The organism is Plantibacter auratus (genome assembly GCF_050587365.1).
In the GTDB taxonomy this organism is placed as follows: Bacteria; Actinomycetota; Actinomycetes; order Actinomycetales; family Microbacteriaceae; genus Plantibacter; species Plantibacter auratus.
Genome location: NZ_JBOBFV010000004.1, coordinates 61,562 through 78,797, shown reverse-complemented (window position 1 = coordinate 78,797; position 17,236 = coordinate 61,562). Strand labels below are relative to the sequence as shown.

Genomic DNA, 17,236 nt, shown 5'->3' with positions numbered 1-17,236 from the left:
ACTACTGCTCCTGCAGCTGAGCGGCGACACTCCGAGCGTCGTCGACGCCGTCGAACTCGTGGATCCGGACCCCCTGCACGACGCGGTTCACCGTGCCGCTCGGGAACGGGTTGTCCGGGGTCGCGCCGAGCTGGAGCGAGTACGACAGGCCGAGCAGCTGGGCGACGAGCACGTAGCCGATCGCGAGCTGCGCGTCGTCGAGGCCGGCGAGCTCGGGCAGCACCCAGTCGTACGCCGTGGCGTCGGCGACCGGCTCGGAGGAGATCGCGATCACGCGTTCCGGCGACAGCGTCGCGCGCAGTTCGGCGACGATGTCGAGGTCGTACCGCCGCGTGTACGGATCGGAGGACAGGTAGACGACGACGAGCGTGCTGTCGTCGACGACCGCCTTCGGTCCGTGACGGAATCCGAGCGCCGAGTCGTAGTAGGTGACGATCCGTCCGGCGGTCAGCTCGAGCAGCTTGAGCGCCGACTCGCGTGCCAGTCCGGTGAGCGGGCCGCTGCCGATGTAGACGACGCGTTCGCACCCCTCGTTGGCCAGGGCGCGGATGTCCACCTCGCGCTGGTCGAGGATCGTCGTCGCTCCGGCCGCGAGCGCCTGTACGGCGGAGTCGTCCGCGCCGCCGAGGATGAGGAGGACCGAGAGCAGCATCGAGCTGAAGCTCGACGTCATCGCGAAGCCCTCGTCGTTCGACCGCAGGGGCATGAGGACGGTGAGCGACGAGGCGCGGTCGTGGTGGCGTCGGTACAGCTCGCCGGTCTCGTCGCACGTGATCACCAGGTGGTGCACCTCGGCGAGCGACTGGTCGGCGAGTTCCGTCGCGGCCACGCTCTCCGGGCTGTTGCCGGAGCGCGCGAACGACACGAGGAGCAGCGGGACGTCCTCGGCGAACGACTCCTGCGGGTTGGAGACGATCTCGGTGGTCGCGACCGCGTCGATCCGGCGACGGAGCGTCCGGGTCAGAGCCGGTGCCGCGATCTCGCCGATGAAGGCCGAGGTCCCCGCCCCGGTCAGGACGATGCGCAGCTCGGGTCGTGCCAGGAGCGGTGCGAGGAACGCGTCGATCTCCTCGCGGCGGGCGGCGATCCCCGTCGACGCCTCGAGCCAGACGTCGGGCTGCTGGGTGATCTCGCGGACGGTGGCTTCCGAACCGACGATGGTGGTGATGGACACGGGTTGCTCCTGGGGTGGGTCGAGGTGATGAGGGGGAGTTGCGAGGTATCGATGTTGGTTGAGCGTTCGACGCGCGCGCGGCGATGGACGTGATCCTGCCACGCCGGGATCGGTGCCTACCCCTTGAGGCCTGAGAAGGTCATGGTCGCCACGAACTGCTTCTGGGCGAAGAGGAAGAACACGATCAGCGGGAGCGTGGCGACGACGTTGCCGGCCATGAGGAGCGCCCAGTCGGTGCGGCGCGCGCCCTGGAAGTTCGTGATGCCGAGCTGCAGGGTGAAGGCCTGGTCGTTGTTGATCGCGATGAGCGGCCAGACGAGGTCGTTCCACGAGCCCAGCAGCGTGAAGATCGCGAGCGTCGCCAGCGCCGGCTTCGCGAGCGGCAGGATCACCCGGAAGAACACCTGCAGTCGGGTGCAGCCGTCGATGAGCGCGGCCTCTTCGAGCTCCGCCGGGAGTGACAGGAAGAACTGCCGCATGAGGAAGATGCCGAACGCGGACGCCAGCCACGGCACGATCGCCGCCCCGAGGCTGTCGATGAGCCCGATCCGGGAGAACAGGATGTAGGTCGGGATCATGAGCAGCTGCGTCGGGATCATGATCGTCGCGACGATCATGAGGAAGCCCATCGTCTTGCCCCGGAACTTCAGACGCGCGAACCCGTAGCCGGCGAGCGAGCAGAGCACGAGGTGGGACAGGACCGCTACCGTCGACACGACGACCGTGTTGCCGAGCCAGAGCAGGATGTTCGACTCGGAGAAGAGCTTCGCGAACCCGTCGAAGGTGATGTGCGAGGGGAGGATGCGGGGCGGATAGGTGTTGATCTCCGACTCCGGCGTCACCGAGGTGATGAACATCTGCACGAACGGGATGGCGAAGATGATCGCGATCGGGGCGAGCACGAGATGCCAGGGGCTGAACCGCCGACGCGTGCGTCGTCCGGCGGGCGGAGCGGTCAGGGACGGCTTGCCGGTGGCGGCGTCGCCGCGTGGTGGGGTGGTCAGGACGGTCATCAGAATGCCTCCACGTTGGAACGGCGGGAGTACAGGACGACACCGATCGTGGCGATGAGTGTCACCACAAACAGCCCGTAGGCGACCGCGGAGCCGTACCCGAACTGCAACTGCTTGAACGCCGCGTCCCAGAGGTAGAACACGATCGTCTGGGTGGCACCGAGCGGGCCGCCCCTGGTGGTGGTGTACACGAGGTCGAACAGCTGGATCGCCTGGATGAACTGCCAGATGGCGACGAACACGGTGACCGGCCCGAGCTGCGGGAAGGTGATGCGCCAGAACGACTGCCAGGCGTTCGCACCGTCGATCCGCGCGGCCTCGAGCAGTTCGGAGGGGATGTCCTGCAGCGCCGCCAGGTAGATGACGGTCGTGAAGGCTGCCTGCCCCCAGAGCGACATGATCGTGATGACGACCATCGCCTGCCCCTGGTCTTCGAGCCAGCCCTGCGCCGGGAGTCCGAGGAACCGGAACACGGTGTTGAGGAGCCCGAACTGCGGGTTGAAGAGGTAGGTCGTGAGGATGCCGGTCGCGGCGGCGGAGGCGACGAAGGGGACGAAGATCGCCGTGCGGTAGACGCCGATGAAGCGGATCCGGCGGTTGAGCGCGACGGCGAGGAAGAGTCCGAGCCCGAGCGAGGCGGGGACGAACAGCAGCGTGTAGACGACCGTGTGGATGACGGCCGCCTGCAGCTCGTCGTTGCCGATCATGCTGGCGTAGTTCTCCAGCCCGACCTGCTCCGGCTCGCTGAACCCGTCCCACTTCTGGAGCGACAGGAAGAACGCCCAGATCGCGGGGAAGATCGACAGGCCCAGCACGATGAGCATGGCCGGGGCGACGAATCCCCACCCGGTGAGGTTGTCGCGGAGTCGGTTCTTGGCTCGCCGGGGCGGAGCCGGGAGGCGTTCGGGTCGCTCCGGCTCCGTCCTGGGGGTCGTGTCGCGTCCGGCAACCGTGGACATCAGTCCTCCGCCAGAGCGTCGTCGGCGGTCTTCGCGGCGTCCTCGAGGGCCTGCTTCGGATCGCCCTGGCCCTGCAGCACCGAGGAGATCGCCTTGCCGATCGCCTCCGACAGGCCGACGTAGCCGGGCACCGTCGGACGGGCCTGCTTGGCGTTGACGCCGTTCTCGGCCATCACGTCGAGGCCGGGCAGCTGAGCCACCTGCGCCTGGAACTCGGGGGTGTCGATCTCGCTCGAGCGCAGCGGGAGGTTGCCGTAGGCGACGTTCCACTTGAGGTCCTGCTCCGAGTCGGTGAGCCACTTCGTGAACTCGTACGCCCAGTACTCGCGGTTCTTGTCCTTGTGGTCGAACAGCGCCCAGACGTCCGGGCCGGAGACGGTCTGGTGGTCGCCGTCGGTGCCGGGAAGGACGGTGACGCCGTACTTCGTGCCCTTCGTCTGCAGGGTCGACAGCTGCCACGGGCCAGAGGTGATCATGCCGATGCGGTCGCTGGCGAAGAGGTCGCCGAACTTCGTGTCGGTCTGGTCGAGGTAGACGCTCTTGTCGTCGACCGCCATGTCGCGGAGGAAGGTCAATGCGTCGACGCCCGCGTCCGAGGCGAACTCGGCCGTCTTGGCGTCGTCGGAGATGATCGAGCCGCCGTTCTGCCAGAGGTGCGGCCAGAACTGCCAGGTCGTCTCCTCGCTGCCCGACACCGAGTACGCGTAGCCGTAGGTGTTCGTCGCCGGGTCGGTGAGCTGCTTCGACGCCTCGCGGAAGTCGTCCCAGGTCCAGTCGGCCGTGGGATAGTCGACCCCGGCCGCGTCGAAGACGGTCGTGTTGTAGAGGAGCGAGATGTTGTCGACCACGGCGGGGAAGCCGATCGTCTTCTCACCGGTCGGCTGCACCGTCTTGCGGGCCGCCTCGGAGAACTCGTCCCACTTCACGTCGGGCTCGGCCACCTGGTCGGTGATGTCGAGGGTGCGGCCGGACGCCTCGAGTCGGCTCGCCCAGGATCCGAAGGCGTACGAGACGTCGGGGTAGTTGCCGCCCGCGAAGCTCGCGGAGAGCTTCTGCAGGAGGTCCTCCGTGGACGGCGCGCCCGAGGAGACGTCGATGGTCACGTTGGGGTGCAGCTTCTCGAAGTCGTCGACGAGACCGGTGAGGATCTGCTGGGCGGCGTCGGCCTGCCCGGTCCAGAAGGTGAGCTTCACCTTCGCGTCCTTGTCGAGCGTCGTGGCACCGGAGGATCCGCCGGCGCACCCGGAGAGCGCGAGCGCTCCGGCGGCGAGGACGGCGGTCGCGGTGATGAGGCGACGTGCCCGGCGGGCGTGCGGGGAGGTGGAAGCGTGGATCGTGGAACGGGGTGGGAACATCGGTGGTCGTCTCCTGTGTCGATCGTTCGGGAACGGTGCGGGTCGGCGGTGCTTCGGGTCGGTCAGATGCGGTCGGCGGGGATGATCTCCCGCAGCGGCTCCGGCAGCAGCTCGCCGTGCGCGGCGACGAGGTCGTTGCACAGCTCCCAGATCTGCTCGGGCGTAAGGGTGGACGAGGCGTTCGGGTCCATGAGGACCGCCTGCCGGATGAGGGTCGGGTTGCCGGTGCGGGCCGCCTCGATCGTGAGTTCCGCGACGGAGACGTACGGGCGGTTGAGCGCGGCGCACTGCACGGGCAGGGCGCCCATGGGCTGCGGAGCGATGCCGTTCCCGTCGACCTGGACCGGGACCTCGACGACGGCGCCCTGCGGCAGGTTGTCGATGAGGCCGCGGTTGACGACGTTCCCGTGGATGAGTCGTGGGGTGTCGGACACGAGCGAGTGGATGAGCTGCGGGGCGTACTCGCTCGCCTCGTCCTCGAGCGTCAGCGGGGTCCCGGCCGCGAGGGCGGCCTTCGTCGCCTCGAACTCCGCGACGTTCTCCTCGCTGATGCCGAGGTACTCGAGCGGCTGGAGGCGGAAACGCTCGACCTGCTCGGGGGAGCGGAGGAACCACGACAGGTACTCGGAGGAGTGCTCGCTCGTCTCGGTGGGGTAGTAGCCGATGCGGCGGAACATCTCGACGCGCACGCGGCGGCTGAGCTCCGGGTCCTCGCGGATGCGGTCCCGCAGGGCCGGGTAGAGGTCGCGGCCCTCGTGGGTCCACTCGAGCAACCACGACTGGTGGTTGACGCCGGCGGCTCGGTAGCTCGTGCCCTCGATCGGCACGCCGACGAGCTCGCAGAGGTCGTTGACCGTCCAGAACACGCTGTGGCAGAGGCCGATCGCGCTGATGTCGGGGGCGACGACCGACGCCCACCAGATGTTCATCGCCATCGGGTTGGTGTAGTTCAGGAGGTGGGCGTCGGGGCAGATCTCCCGCATGTCGGCTGTCAGCGCCGAGAGCAACGGGAAGGTGCGGAGGGCACGGAAGACGCCGCCGACGCCGGTGGTGTCGCCGATGGTCTGCAGGAGACCGCGGGCCGCTGGGATCTCGAGGTCGGAGACGGTCGCGCGGATGCCGCCGACCTGGACCATGTTGATCACGAAGTCCGCGCCGGCGAGGGCGCGACGACGGTCGGACTCCGCTGAGATCGTCGCCCGGCCGTCGAGACGCTCGTCGACGTGGCGGGCGGTGCCCTCGGCCACCGCGAGGCGTTCGGGGTCGATGTCGTGCAGGACGATCTCGAGGCCGGCGAGGTCGCGGTAGCGGAGGAGGTCGGCGATGAGTTGGCGGGTGAAGACGACGCTGCCCGCCCCGATGAAAGTCACTCGTGTCATGGAGTGATCATCGACTACAGTGATCGAACCGAGCAAGAACTTGATCGGAAATCGATTGAAATGATCACTTTCGCTGAGCAGAGCCGTCGGCGACGAGGGAAGGGTTCGCCGTGGGAGGACCGACCGCAGCCGAGCTCTCGCGACATGCTCCGTCCGGGAAACGCAGTCAGCGGATGCGCGCCATCCTCGCGCTCCTCGCGGCGGAGGACGCCGTCGTCTCGATCGACGACCTCACGACCCGGCTCGACGTGTCGGCCCCGACGATCCGGCGCGACCTCGCCGACCTCGACGACCTGGGCCTCGTCCTCCGGACGCACGGTGGCGCTCGTGCGGTGGAGTCGCGCGACGAAGTGCCCGTGCGGTTCCGCGACACGCAGTTCCGTGAGGCCAAGCGTCGGATCGCCTTGCGCGCGGCGGAGATGATCCCCGCGGGACCGTACGCGATCGCCCTGAGCGGTGGCACCACCACGGCTGCGGTCGCCAAGGAGTTGAGCAACCGGGCGGAACTGACGATCGTGACGAACTCGCTCAGCACGGCGACCGAGATCGCCTCCCGGCCGAACCTGCAGGTGATCATGACGGGAGGACTGGTGCGCTCCTCCTCGTTCGAGGCGGTGGGGGCGCTCGCCGAGAACACCTTCAGCGCGATCAACGTGGGTACCGCGATCCTCGGGACCGACGGCATCAGTGCGCAGGGCGGTGCGACGACGCACGACGAGCGTGAGGCGCGGACGAACCTGGCGATGGTGCTACACGCGCAGCGGGTCATCGTGGTCGCCGACGGTTCGAAGGTCGGGCGGGTCACGCTCGCGCGCATGGCCGAGTTGGGGCAGATCCACGACCTCGTGACCGACTCCTCCGCCGACCCCGACGAGCTCGAGCGCCTGGCGGCCGCGGACATCGCCGTGCACGTCGTCGCCCTCTGACCGGTCCCTCCCTCCGCTGTGGCTTGTGCCAGCGCGGTGCGCTGACGTGAGCGCGGGTCTGCCGCGTGAGCGCGGGTCTCCGGAGGGGCGCGCTCACGGTTGTGGGGTGCGCCCGCGCCGAGTGGCACACGCTCGCGTCAGCGCACCGCGCCGACCTCAATCCCACAAATGTCGCGGGCACGGACGGCATTGTTCTAGTACGATTGCAAACATGTTGTTCCGCGTCGATCCCACCTCCGCGGTCTCGCTCGCCGAGCAGATCGCGGTGCAGGTGCGCTCCGGCATCGCGACGGGCGCGCTGGCACCGGGGGAGCGCCTCCCGCCTGCCCGCGACCTCGCTCGAGCACTGCAGATCAACATGCACACGGTCCTCCGCGCCTACGGAGAGCTCCGCGACGACGGACTCATCGGGATGCGACAGGGCCGCGGAGCATGGGTGAACGAGGATGCAGCACCGGGCCTCGTCCGGGTCAACGAACTCGTCGCCCAGCTCGTCACCGAGGCACGCAAGTTCGGGATCTCGCCGAAGGACCTCAGCCGGATGATCGAACGCACCTGACGGGTTCCGGCGCCCACCTCACGACCCCGTCGGTCGACGACGCCGATGATCAGACCACCTCAGCAGCTCAGGGGGAGCACATGCACGAAACCACCACCTCACCGCCACCGGCGGCACCAGCGCGCGGACGAATCGTCCTGGCCGGCTTCGCCATGGCCGTCCCAGCGATCGCGATCGCACTCACCCGGCTCGTCTGGGGCGATGCGATCCCCGTCGACGTCGCATCGCATTGGTCGGGCACCGGGGCACCGGACGACTCCCTGCCGGCCGCGGGCGTCTTCCTCGTGACGCTGATCATCGCGTCCGTCGCCGCGTTCGCAGCCATCATCCTGCTCGCCCTGCCGAAGCCGGACATGCGCACCAAGCGCATGATCATCCTCTTCATCGGCATCGCCGCCGGGTCGGCCGCGTCCGTGTGGATCATCCCCACCTGGCTCACTGTGCAGGCGGGATCGGTCGACGGTGCCGTCCTCGGTTGGTGGGTCGTCCCGCTCGCCGCGTGTTCGCTCTGGGGCGTGATCCCCGCCGTGATCCTGCCGGCTCAGCCGCTGCTCGCCGGTGCAGCTGCACGACCGGCGCCGATGGACCTCGGCGAGACCGAGGTCGGTGCCTGGAGTCGGAGTGTCACAGCCCTGCTGTTCCTCTGGCTCACCCTCGCCCTCGTCGCGATCGGCGCCGTCGCCTACACGCCGATCCTGCTGGGCGGCGAGTCGGGCGTCGCGATGTTCGGTCTGTCGATCCTCGCCCTCGCGACCCTCCTCTGCGCCTCGTTCATCCGGCTCCGCGTGAGCGTCGACTGGCGCGGCCTCCGCGTCGTCTCGCTCTTCGGCATCCCGATGAAGCGCATCCCCCTCGGCCAGGTCGACGTCGTCGAGGCCACCGACATCCGCCCGATGGACTGGGGCGGCTGGGGGTACCGGATCATGCCCGGCCGCTCGGCCGTCGTGCTGCGCTCCGGCCCCGGACTCGTCGTCACGAGCACCTCGGGCAAGCAGTTCGCGATCACGATCGACGACCCCGAGGAACCCGCCGCGCTCTTGCAGGCACTCGCCGCCCGCGCCGGCTCGCGCGTCTGACGTTGCACCGCGTGACGAACCGGGTGTCCAACCTGTCCTGACGCCGTACGGTGAATCCATGAGCGAAGCACCCCTGGCCACGGAGCCGACCACGACCGCGCTGCCCTCGACCACGATCGGGGTCGGCGACACCGCCGCGCAGGTCGGCGCCATCGGGTACGGCGCGATGTCCATCGCCGGCACCTATGGGGCGATCGCCGACGCCGATGTGACCACGATCCTCGACGCCACCCTGGCGAGTGGGGTGAACCTCATCGACACCGCGAACGTCTACGGCGACGGTCGGAGCGAGGAACTCCTCGGCCGGTATCTGACCGGGCGCCGCGACGACGTCTTCTTGGCGTCCAAGGTGGGCATCGTCACCGGCGGCGGCATCGGCAAACGAGGGATCCGTGGCGACCGCGCCCACCTCCACGAGCAGATCGACGGGACGCTCACCCGCCTCGGCACCGACCACCTCGACCTCTACTACCAGCACCGCGTCGACCCCGACATCCCGATCGAAGAGACGGTGGGGGCGCTCGCCGAACTGGTCGCCGCCGGCAAGGTGCTCCGCGTCGGTCTGTCCGAGGCGACGGGCGACGAACTCCGCCGCGCGCACGCCGTGCACCCGATCGCCGCGATCCAGTCCGAGTGGAGCATCGTGAGTCGCGACATCGAGACCTACGTCGTCCCGACGGCGGCGGAGCTCGGCGTGACGGTCGTCGCGTTCTCGACGCTGTCGCGCGGGCTGTTCACCGAGGACTTCACGGCCGAGACGGTGCCGCTCGGGGGGACGCGAGCGAACTTCCCGCGCTTCCAACCCGAGCACCTCGCGGCGAACCTCGAACTGGCGGCCCGCTTCCGCACCCTCGCTCACCGCATCGGGACGACCGCGGAGGCGCTCGCGCTCGCCTGGGTGCACGACCGAGGACAACAGCTCGGCGCACGGGTCGTCTCGATCCCCGGCACCCGGAGCGTCGCGCACCTGCACGCGAACCTCGAGGCGTTCCAGGTTGAGCTGACGGACGAGATCCGAGCCGAGATCGACACCTACGCCGACCAGGTGAGCGGTCCGCGGGCCGCCGACCCGAGCTGGGTGTCGGGCGGTCGCGAGGGGCTCATCTGACGCCATCGCGTGGGTCGTCTCCTCGACGCCAGCGCGGTGCGCTGACGTCAGCGCGGATCTGTGACGCCAGCGCGGGTCTCCGGAGGGGCGCGCTCACGGCTGTGGGGCGCGGTCACGCCGATTCGAGCGCGCTCGCGTCAGCGCACCGCGCCGGCCGCGGCGCACACCGGCGTGGAGGTGCAGGTGTTATCCGTGCCATTGACTAACATGTGGGAATGACGTCACCCGGGGGACCGACCGCGCTCGACGCGCCCACATCGACGGCGAACGGCGGGGGCCGATCGCGTCGCGAGAAGCGGACGCGGATGCCCACGATGGCCGATGTCGCCGCGATCGCCGGCGTCTCCCCGCAGACCGTCTCCCGCGTGCTCCGGGGCCTCGACAACGTGACCGAGGTCACCCGCCTCCAGGTCGAGGCGGCCGTCGAGCAGACGGGCTACCGGCGCACCGGCCTCGCTCGCGCGCTCGTGACCGGCCGCAGCCGCACCATCGGGGTCCTCACCCACGAGACCGACTACTACGCCCGCTCCTCCATGATGCTCGGTATCCAGCGGGCGACGCACCAGCACGACTACTTCGTGAGCGCCGCCGGCACGACGTCGCTGTCCGCCGCGTCCATCACCGACGCCATCGACCGGCTCCGTAACCAGGGTGTCGACGGCCTCGTCATCGCCGTCCCGATCTGGGACGAGGTCTCCCTGCTCCGGGTCACGGCCGACCTGCCGACCGTGGTGATCGACGGCCTCGAGTCCTTCGCCGACGAGATCGTGCGCGTGGACCAGGAAGCCGCGGGTCGCATGGCGACGGAGCACCTGCTGGACCTCGGACACGAGACCGTCTGGCACCTGAGCGGGCCGACGGCCTGGAAGGACGCGGGAGGCCGGACGACCGGCTGGCAGGCGGCGTTGCGCGACCGTGGCATCGACGAACCGCCCGTGCTCTACGGGGACTGGAGCCCGGAGTCCGGCTACCGCAACGGTCTGCTGCTCGGGCGCATGCCCGACGTGACGGCGATCTTCGTCTCGAGTGACGAGATGGCGTTCGGCGTCCTGCGTGCCCTGGACGAACTCGGTCGGAGCGTACCCGGCGACGTCTCGGTGATCGGCATGGACGACATCGCGCTGGCGCGATACGCCTCACCGCCACTGACGACCATCCGGCAACCGTTCAGCGAGATGGGTCGAGTGGCGGTCGAGCACCTGCTCACGCTCATCGAGGAGCCGGCCGCGGAGCGGGAGACGGTGGTCATGCTGCCCGAGCTGATCGTGCGCGAGAGCACCGCGGCACCGACGACACGCGCCTAGCCCGCGCAGCGCAGCTCAGAACTCCTCGACGTACTCCTCGGTCGGTCCGAGTTCCGGGCGGTCGACGAACTCGACGGTCGACCCGGCCTCGTGGAGCTCGAGGACGACGATACGGTTCGTGCCCGCCCGCAGGAGGGGCCCCGGCACGTAGAGCGTCTGCTGCGGGCCGATGTTCCAGTAGCGACCGAGGAGCGCCCCGTTGACCCAGACGAAGCCCTTCGTGGAGCCGGGCAGTCGGAGGTGCGTGTCGAGCGGCTCGTCGACGACGAAGGTCGCGCTCGACAGGCAGCCCCCACCGCTCGCGGCGGTCGTCGGGTCGCCGGTCCGGTCGACGACCGCTCGGAGATGGAGCGGGTCCAGCTGGTCGAGGGCCACCGGCCGCGCCCGCCAGCTGTGCACGAGACGGCGTTCGACGAGGACGGGCCCCAGCAGGCCCTTTTCGGCGCCCAGCTGCGGACCGTAGTTCACGCGGCCGAGGTTCTCGACGACCACGGTCAGCTTCGACACCAGGCCGGAACCGGTCACGGTGACCGTGCCCGAGCCGGTGATCGTGGCCTGGAACGCCGCGTCGAGGAAGACGAGGGCGCGGTCTGCGACGCCGTCGAACACGAGGTCGACCGGTCGATCGGGGAGCAGGACGTCCGCCTCGTAGACGACGAGACCGCCGTCGACGCCGAGGTCCTCGAACGACCGCGGCGCTGACGACCGCGGACTCACGGGGTCGCCGAGCTCAGCGAGTGCGTCCAGGAGCCCAATGCCGCGCTGGAGGGGCACGCTGCCCTCCGGCAGGAACCGCACCTCGAGGGACCGCAGCGGCTCGTCTCCGACGCCGAGGACCTCCCGCAGGGCGAAGAACTTGTCCGTGAACCGGCCGTCCTCGGCGATCGGCGCGTCGGAGTCGTAGCTCGTGATGGTCGGGCGCAGCTCGCCCTCGACGATGTTGGCTCCGGACCAGAGCCCGAAGTTCGTGCCGCCGTGCGCCATGTAGATGCTGATGCTCCCGCCGTCGGCCAGGATGTCGCGGGCCACCGCTGCGGCGTTCCGCGCGTCCCGCACGTGGTGCGGCCGCCCCCAGTGGTCGAACCACCCGTTCCAGAACTCGGCGACGAAGAACGGCTCGTCCGGGCGCCGACTCCGCAGGAGGGCGCGCGCCTCGTCCGGCTTCGAGCCGAGGGTCGCCGCCATCATGATCCCGGGGATGGAACCGCCGTCGATCATCACGTCGGTGGGCCCGTCCGCGGTGTACAGCAGCTCCTGCACGCCGAGGCGACGCAGCAGCGCGGCGAGCCACCCGGGGTGCTGTGCGTCGTCGCCGTAGCTGCCGTACTCGTTCTCCACCTGCACGGCGACGACCGGGCCGCCGTGGATCGCCTGGTACGGCGTGAGCCGGGGGATGAGCTCCTCGAACCACGTCTCGACCGGCCGCTGGTACCCGGGGTCCGAGCTGCGGAGCGCGATGTCGCGGGCGGTGAGCCAAGCGGGCAGGCCGCCGTTCGACCACTCCGCGCAGATGTACGGGCCGGGTCGCAGCAGGACGTCGAGCCCTAGGTCGGCGGCCGTCTCCATGAACCGGCCGACGTCACGCCAACCGGAGAAGCTCGGTGCCGCGTCCGCGCGTGGCTGGTGGAAGTTCCACGGGATGTAGGTGTCGATCGAGTTGAGCCCGAGGTCGACGAAGCGCAGCATCCGATCGCGCCACTGGTCCGGCACGACGCGGAAGTAGTGCAGCGATCCGGACCGCACGGAGTGCGGCGCCCCATCGCGGAGGAGCCGGCCGTCCCGCCAGTGCAGTGCGGACGGAGCCTGCCCCACGGCGTCGTCGATCACGAACGGAACGGCGGGACCGACGGTGTCGGCGAACTTCGTCATGGTGCGGTCGTCTCCTCGGATCGGCGTGCAGACTTCCACTATGAGCCATGCATGTTATGGATGCCAACCCTCCATTTGGCCTATTTCGGCCCATTTGTAACGCTTTCGAGTCAGCGATTGTTATCCGTAGCATTTTCTGCCAGCATGACTGCCAAGCACCGCCGACCCCGCTCCACTCCCACGGAAAGGCCGCACCGATGACCAGCACCGACGCTCCCGCCCACGGCCTCCGTGGTGCGATCTCACGTGGTCGGCGCCGCTCGCGGCTGCTGCTCGCCGCCGGAGCCCTGGTGCTCACGGGAACGGTCGTCGTCGGTGTCGCCGTCAGCGGAGCGGGTGCGGTACCCGCCGAGCTGGGGACGATCGACGGAGCCCCGGTCACCCGCGACGAGCTGCTCTTCCACATGGAGCGCGTCCGACCCACCATCGAGAACGAGGTCCTCGTCGAGACCGGATCCGGTTCCGTCGACTGGGAAGCACCGCTCGGCGACACGACCGCCATCGACCGACTCCGGACGGCGGCCCTCGACGAGCTCGCGGCCGACCGCGTGGTGCTCGACCTCGGGCACGAGCGCGGACTCGTCCCGTTCTCGGACTTCGCCGGATTCGAACAGGCCCTCGCCGACACCAACACCGCCCGCGCGGCGCAGCTCGACGACGGCGAGGTCGTCTACGGACTCACCTCCTTCCGCGCGCAGGAGTTCTACGGCCGGACGATCGCCGATCTCCGCACCAGGCTCGTCTCTGCGCTGAGCTCGGGCTCGGACCCGGTCATCGACGTCTCCGACGAGGAGGTCCGGGGCGCCTTCGACGCGCACGCCGAGGACTGGACCCTGAACGCCTCCACCTACCAGCTCACCAGGATCGCGGTGCCCCTCGCCTCGACCACCGCCGAGCAGTTCGCGGCACGACTCGCCGCGGAGGGCGTCGACGCCGTCTCCAGCACCGACCCGGGCACCACCGTCTCCGCGTCCACCCTCGACGGCGCGACCGGTCTCCTCGACGGCGGCTCCCGCACACCGGACCCACGCCTCGTCGCCGAGGTCGCGACCCTGCCAGCCGGCGCGCTCAGCTCGCCCGTGGTGGAGCTGGGTGAGCACGTCGTCTACCGCGTGGACGCCGTCACCGTCGACCGGGACGCCGCCTTCACCGCCTACGCCGACCGGATCCGAGCCCAGCTCGAGAACACCGCCCTCGACGCGCTCATCGCCGAACGCGTCGCGGTTCAAGTACGCCAGATGAACAGCAACGCCCTGCACCAACTCACGATGGAGGACACGCACTGATGAACACCGCCACCCCCGCGGCGATCCCGGAACCCCGACGCAGACGTCGGAACCGGTCAGCCCAGCACCCCGCCCTCCGAGGACTCGCCGTCCTCGGGCTCACCGCCCTCTTCGCCACGGCCTTCGCTCCGGCGGCGTCCGCGGCATCGACCACCCCGGAGACCGCCGTCCAGGCGGCTGCCGCTCCGACAGGCTGGGCCGGTGACACCCCGAACACGACGGGTGGCACGGACTACTTCGTCGACGCCACCGCCGGGGACGACGCGGCCACCGGCACGTCGGCGGCCACCGCCTGGAAGAGCTTCACCCCGGTCAACGCGAAGACCTTCGCGCCGGGCGACCGCGTCCTCCTGAAGGCCGGCGAGACCTGGTCGAACACCTCCCTGTGGCCGAAGGGTTCCGGCACCGAGACCGCGCCCATCGTGATCGACGCGTACGGTGACGCCGGTGCGCGCCGTCCCTACATCGCGACGAACGGACAGGTCCCCAGCCCCTTCACGAGTCCCGGTGTCAAGAACCCCGAGACCGTCGGACTGACCGGCGCAGTGATCCTCCGCAACCAGCAGTACGTCCACATCGCGAACCTCGAGGTGTCGAACGACGACGACTTCGCCACCGACATCACCACGGGCAGCTACGTGCGCGACGGCATCTCCGTCTCGATCAACGCCGACAAGCTCGAGGCCGGCGCCGATTCGATCATGCGCGGGATCTCGATCTCGAACGTCTTCGCCCACGACATCGACGGCCCGAGCTCCTGGCAGAAGATCCACTACGCCGGGGTCAACTTCCAGGTGTTCGGTTCGCAGCAGTACACGGCGTACCCGACAGGTGGCCACCATTTCGAGGACATCAGCATCCAGGACAACACCTTCGAGAAGGTCGAGCTGCACGCGGTGCAGTTCGCGTTCAACTGGTTCGGCGACCAGCAGGGCCAGACGGACGCGTCCGGCAAGTACCACGAGGGTTGGGAACAGCTCTGGGTCCGCGACCGCGACCTCTACAGCCGCGACGTGACGATCAGCCACAACTACGCCGAGAGCACCGGCCAGGGTCCGTTCCAATTCGCGAACACCCAGCGTCTGACCGCCGAGTACAACGAGGCCAACGGCTGGCTCGAACGCTACAACCAGGTCTCCGCAGGCCTCTACCTGTGGGCCGGTGCCGACAGCGTGATGCGCTTCAACGAGATCTACGGCGGCCCCGCCAACGAGTACGACGCGACGCCCTGGGACCTCGAGTTCACCAACTTCAACGTCGTCTACGAGCACAACTACTCGCACGACAACCAGGGCGGCTGGATGTCCTACATGGGCAACAGCTCCAACTCGGTCGCCCGGTACAACCTGAGCGTCAACGATAACGGCGTGATCTTCAAGAACATGCTGTCGTCGAACTACTCGCCCACCTACATCCTCAACAACGTGTTCGTCTACGACGGCGCGGAGCTGGAGAGCTTCCACGACGAGGTGTTGAAGGACCGCGTCTACTTCGCGAACAACATCTTCTACAACACCTCGACGACCACCTCCACGAACTGGGCTCGGAAGGCCGGCGGCCTCGATAAGGGCGTGTTCTCGAACAACGCCTACTTCGAGGCGAGCGGCACGCAGTCGGCCAACCAGCCGGTGGACAAGCGTGCCGTCATCGGCGACCCGCAGTTCGTCGGGAACCCTGCCGACTACGCCAAGGACGGCGGCGTCGACGCCATCCGCGACTCCGCGTCCCTGTTCAAGCTGCAGGAGACCTCACCGTTGATCGATGCCGGTCGCTACAACGAGCGCATCGGCTCCGACGACTTCTTCGGCACCGAGCTCTACTACGGCGACGGCGTCGACATCGGCCTGTACGAAGGCGCCGTCGGTGCGAAGGTCGAGAACCCGGTCGACACCGACCCGATCGAGAACGAGGGCGTCGACACCCGTGTCGACCTCGCGAAGGGCAAGCCGATCGTCGCGAGCAGCACCCACCCGCACAACGACTTCGAGTTCAACGCGGGCAAGCTCGTCGACGGCGACCCGGCGACGCGCTGGGCCGGCGCGGACGACGCCACCTATCCGCTGACGATCGACATCGACTTCGGTGCCGACACGACCTTCGACGAGGTCGACCTCTCGGAGTTCACCGACTCGGGCACCGATCCTCGCGTCAACGCCTTCTCCCTGCAGCGATGGGACGCGGCGGCCGGGGCCTGGGTGACGTTCTCCTCCCAGACCGGGATCGGCGCGAGCAAGGTCGTGAAGGACTTCGAGTCCGTCACCAGCTCCAAGCTCCGCGTGTCGTTCGAGAGTCTCCTGCCAGGCCAGATCTACGCGCCGACCCTGACCACCATCAGCGTCTTCAACAGTGCGGTCGCCGCAACCGACCCCACGGTGACCCCGACGGCAGCGGTCATGGACAAGAACGCCGCGATGGCGGAGGACCCCGACAACCTGCCGACGTTCACGGTCGACCTCGACGGAGACACGCTCACCGGTCTCCGGTACGTCCAGCCCTCCGGCGCGATCGTCGGCAGCCTCGACAGTGCCGACTATGCCCGCACCGACACCGCGGACGGCGCGACGATCACCCTCACGAACGCGTTCGCCGCCGACAAGGAGCTCGGTACCTCCGGGGTCGTCTTCGAGTTCGGCTCGAACGCGACCAAGCGGGTCACGGTCGAGATCGTCGACACGACCGAACTCGCGGCGTCGATCGGCACGGCGAAGGCCCTCCTCGTCCCGACGGCGGCCGCGGCTCAGTCGGCGCGCGCCGCTGCTCCGGCGGCGGACGGTGCCGAGACGTTGACCGCGGCGGTCGCCTCGGCCGAGGCGGTCCTGGCCCTCGTCAACCGCGACACCGTCGCGACCGGCAACACCGCCGTGACGAACGCCGACGTGCAAGCTGCGGTCGTCGCGCTGAACGCCGCGATCGAGGCCTTCGAGCCCGGTGGCGGCACCCCGGTCACGCCGGGTGGACCGGGTACGCCCGGCACGCCCAGCGCAGGAAGCCCCGGTACCGGTGGATCTGGCGCCACCGGTACCGGTTCCAACGGCGGTTCGCTTGCGAGCACCGGAGTCGACGGCCTCGTGCCGGCAGCCGCAGGGATCCTCCTCCTGCTGGCCGGAGCAGCAGCACTCACCCTGCGGGCCCGTCGCGCATCGGCCATGAACCGATGACGGACCCCAGCACCCTCGCCCACCCCCGCACCACAGCACACCCCACCACCCCCTGCACCACCCACCAGCA

General features: G+C 69.2%; 13 protein-coding genes. 7 read left to right on the top strand and 6 right to left on the bottom strand.

The genetic code is table 11. The features are described 5' to 3' along the window. Nucleotide 1: 1 nt before the first annotated feature. The 5 genes from ACQ3HE_RS15525 to melA all read right to left on the bottom strand — a co-directional run bounded on the left by ACQ3HE_RS15525 (nt 2) and on the right by melA (nt 5,880). The gene (locus ACQ3HE_RS15525) at nt 2-1,174 is read right to left on the bottom strand and encodes an SIS domain-containing protein (RefSeq protein WP_430893364.1); all 1,173 of its coding nucleotides are present in this window, start codon (nt 1,172-1,174) and stop codon (nt 2-4) included. 116 nt (nt 1,175-1,290) lie between these two features. Continuing rightward, a complete protein-coding gene (locus ACQ3HE_RS15520) occupies nt 1,291-2,187 on the bottom strand; it encodes a carbohydrate ABC transporter permease (protein ID WP_159875851.1) in 897 nt (298 codons plus the stop codon). Continuing rightward, nucleotides 2,187-3,146, bottom strand: coding sequence for a carbohydrate ABC transporter permease (locus tag ACQ3HE_RS15515; protein WP_430893363.1), 960 nt, complete (start codon nt 3,144-3,146; stop codon nt 2,187-2,189). Before ACQ3HE_RS15515 ends, ACQ3HE_RS15520 begins: the two co-directional genes overlap by 1 nt. Further along, nucleotides 3,146-4,501: an ABC transporter substrate-binding protein gene (locus ACQ3HE_RS15510; protein WP_194645056.1), complete on the bottom strand. Its 1,356-nt coding sequence runs from the start codon at nt 4,499-4,501 to the stop codon at nt 3,146-3,148. The genes ACQ3HE_RS15515 and ACQ3HE_RS15510 overlap by 1 nt, the downstream gene beginning before the upstream one ends. Nucleotides 4,502-4,563: 62 nt before the next feature. Then, entirely contained in the window at nt 4,564-5,880 is a 1,317-nt protein-coding gene (gene melA, locus ACQ3HE_RS15505) for an alpha-glucosidase/alpha-galactosidase (protein WP_430893362.1), read from the bottom strand. Between the two features lie 110 nt (nt 5,881-5,990). Between melA and ACQ3HE_RS15500 the strand changes: the two genes are divergently transcribed. The 5 genes from ACQ3HE_RS15500 to ACQ3HE_RS15480 all read left to right on the top strand — a co-directional run bounded on the left by ACQ3HE_RS15500 (nt 5,991) and on the right by ACQ3HE_RS15480 (nt 10,853). After that, nucleotides 5,991-6,806: a DeoR/GlpR family DNA-binding transcription regulator gene (locus tag ACQ3HE_RS15500; protein WP_430893361.1), complete on the top strand. Its 816-nt coding sequence runs from the start codon at nt 5,991-5,993 to the stop codon at nt 6,804-6,806. A 211-nt stretch (nt 6,807-7,017) separates the two neighbouring features. Then, complete coding sequence (locus tag ACQ3HE_RS15495) at nt 7,018-7,365, top strand: GntR family transcriptional regulator (RefSeq protein ID WP_124767458.1); 348 nt, start codon at nt 7,018-7,020, stop codon at nt 7,363-7,365. A gap of 80 nt (nt 7,366-7,445) precedes the next feature. Further along, nucleotides 7,446-8,441: a hypothetical protein gene (locus tag ACQ3HE_RS15490; protein ID WP_430893360.1), complete on the top strand. Its 996-nt coding sequence runs from the start codon at nt 7,446-7,448 to the stop codon at nt 8,439-8,441. A 58-nt stretch (nt 8,442-8,499) separates the two neighbouring features. Next, the gene (locus ACQ3HE_RS15485) at nt 8,500-9,549 is read left to right on the top strand and encodes an aldo/keto reductase (RefSeq protein WP_430893359.1); all 1,050 of its coding nucleotides are present in this window, start codon (nt 8,500-8,502) and stop codon (nt 9,547-9,549) included. A 215-nt stretch (nt 9,550-9,764) separates the two neighbouring features. After that, nucleotides 9,765-10,853, top strand: coding sequence for a LacI family DNA-binding transcriptional regulator (locus ACQ3HE_RS15480; RefSeq protein ID WP_228498501.1), 1,089 nt, complete (start codon nt 9,765-9,767; stop codon nt 10,851-10,853). 15 nt (nt 10,854-10,868) lie between these two features. On the opposite strand, the gene ACQ3HE_RS15475 is transcribed toward ACQ3HE_RS15480, so the two are convergent. Next, nucleotides 10,869-12,722, bottom strand: a complete 1,854-nt coding sequence (locus ACQ3HE_RS15475; protein ID WP_430893358.1) for a glycoside hydrolase family 35 protein — start codon at nt 12,720-12,722, stop codon at nt 10,869-10,871. Between the two features lie 197 nt (nt 12,723-12,919). Here ACQ3HE_RS15475 and ACQ3HE_RS15470 point away from each other — a divergent pair, with 197 nt between their 5' ends. After that, nucleotides 12,920-14,008 carry a peptidylprolyl isomerase gene (locus ACQ3HE_RS15470; protein WP_430893357.1) on the top strand — a complete coding sequence of 363 codons (1,089 nt, stop codon included), beginning with the start codon at nt 12,920-12,922 and terminating at the stop codon, nt 14,006-14,008. Continuing rightward, nucleotides 14,008-17,166 carry a discoidin domain-containing protein gene (locus ACQ3HE_RS15465; RefSeq protein ID WP_430893356.1) on the top strand — a complete coding sequence of 1,053 codons (3,159 nt, stop codon included), beginning with the start codon at nt 14,008-14,010 and terminating at the stop codon, nt 17,164-17,166. The genes ACQ3HE_RS15470 and ACQ3HE_RS15465 overlap by 1 nt, the downstream gene beginning before the upstream one ends. Nucleotides 17,167-17,236: the final 70 nt, after the last annotated feature.

Excerpts from the sequence above, each read along its gene's own strand:
- ACQ3HE_RS15520 (WP_159875851.1), bottom strand. The coding sequence starts at position 2,187 with ATGACCGTCCTGACCACCCCACCACGCGGCGACGCCGCCACCGGCAAG.
- ACQ3HE_RS15465 (WP_430893356.1), top strand. The coding sequence starts at position 14,008 with ATGAACACCGCCACCCCCGCGGCGATCCCGGAACCCCGACGCAGACGT.
- ACQ3HE_RS15480 (WP_228498501.1), top strand. The coding sequence starts at position 9,765 with ATGACGTCACCCGGGGGACCGACCGCGCTCGACGCGCCCACATCGACG.
- ACQ3HE_RS15510 (WP_194645056.1), bottom strand. The coding sequence starts at position 4,501 with ATGTTCCCACCCCGTTCCACGATCCACGCTTCCACCTCCCCGCACGCC.
- ACQ3HE_RS15470 (WP_430893357.1), top strand. The coding sequence starts at position 12,920 with ATGACCAGCACCGACGCTCCCGCCCACGGCCTCCGTGGTGCGATCTCA.
- ACQ3HE_RS15490 (WP_430893360.1), top strand. The coding sequence starts at position 7,446 with ATGCACGAAACCACCACCTCACCGCCACCGGCGGCACCAGCGCGCGGA.
- ACQ3HE_RS15515 (WP_430893363.1), bottom strand. The coding sequence starts at position 3,146 with ATGTCCACGGTTGCCGGACGCGACACGACCCCCAGGACGGAGCCGGAG.
- melA (WP_430893362.1), bottom strand. The coding sequence starts at position 5,880 with ATGACACGAGTGACTTTCATCGGGGCGGGCAGCGTCGTCTTCACCCGC.
- ACQ3HE_RS15475 (WP_430893358.1), bottom strand. The coding sequence starts at position 12,722 with ATGACGAAGTTCGCCGACACCGTCGGTCCCGCCGTTCCGTTCGTGATC.
- ACQ3HE_RS15485 (WP_430893359.1), top strand. The coding sequence starts at position 8,500 with ATGAGCGAAGCACCCCTGGCCACGGAGCCGACCACGACCGCGCTGCCC.
- ACQ3HE_RS15495 (WP_124767458.1), top strand. The coding sequence starts at position 7,018 with ATGTTGTTCCGCGTCGATCCCACCTCCGCGGTCTCGCTCGCCGAGCAG.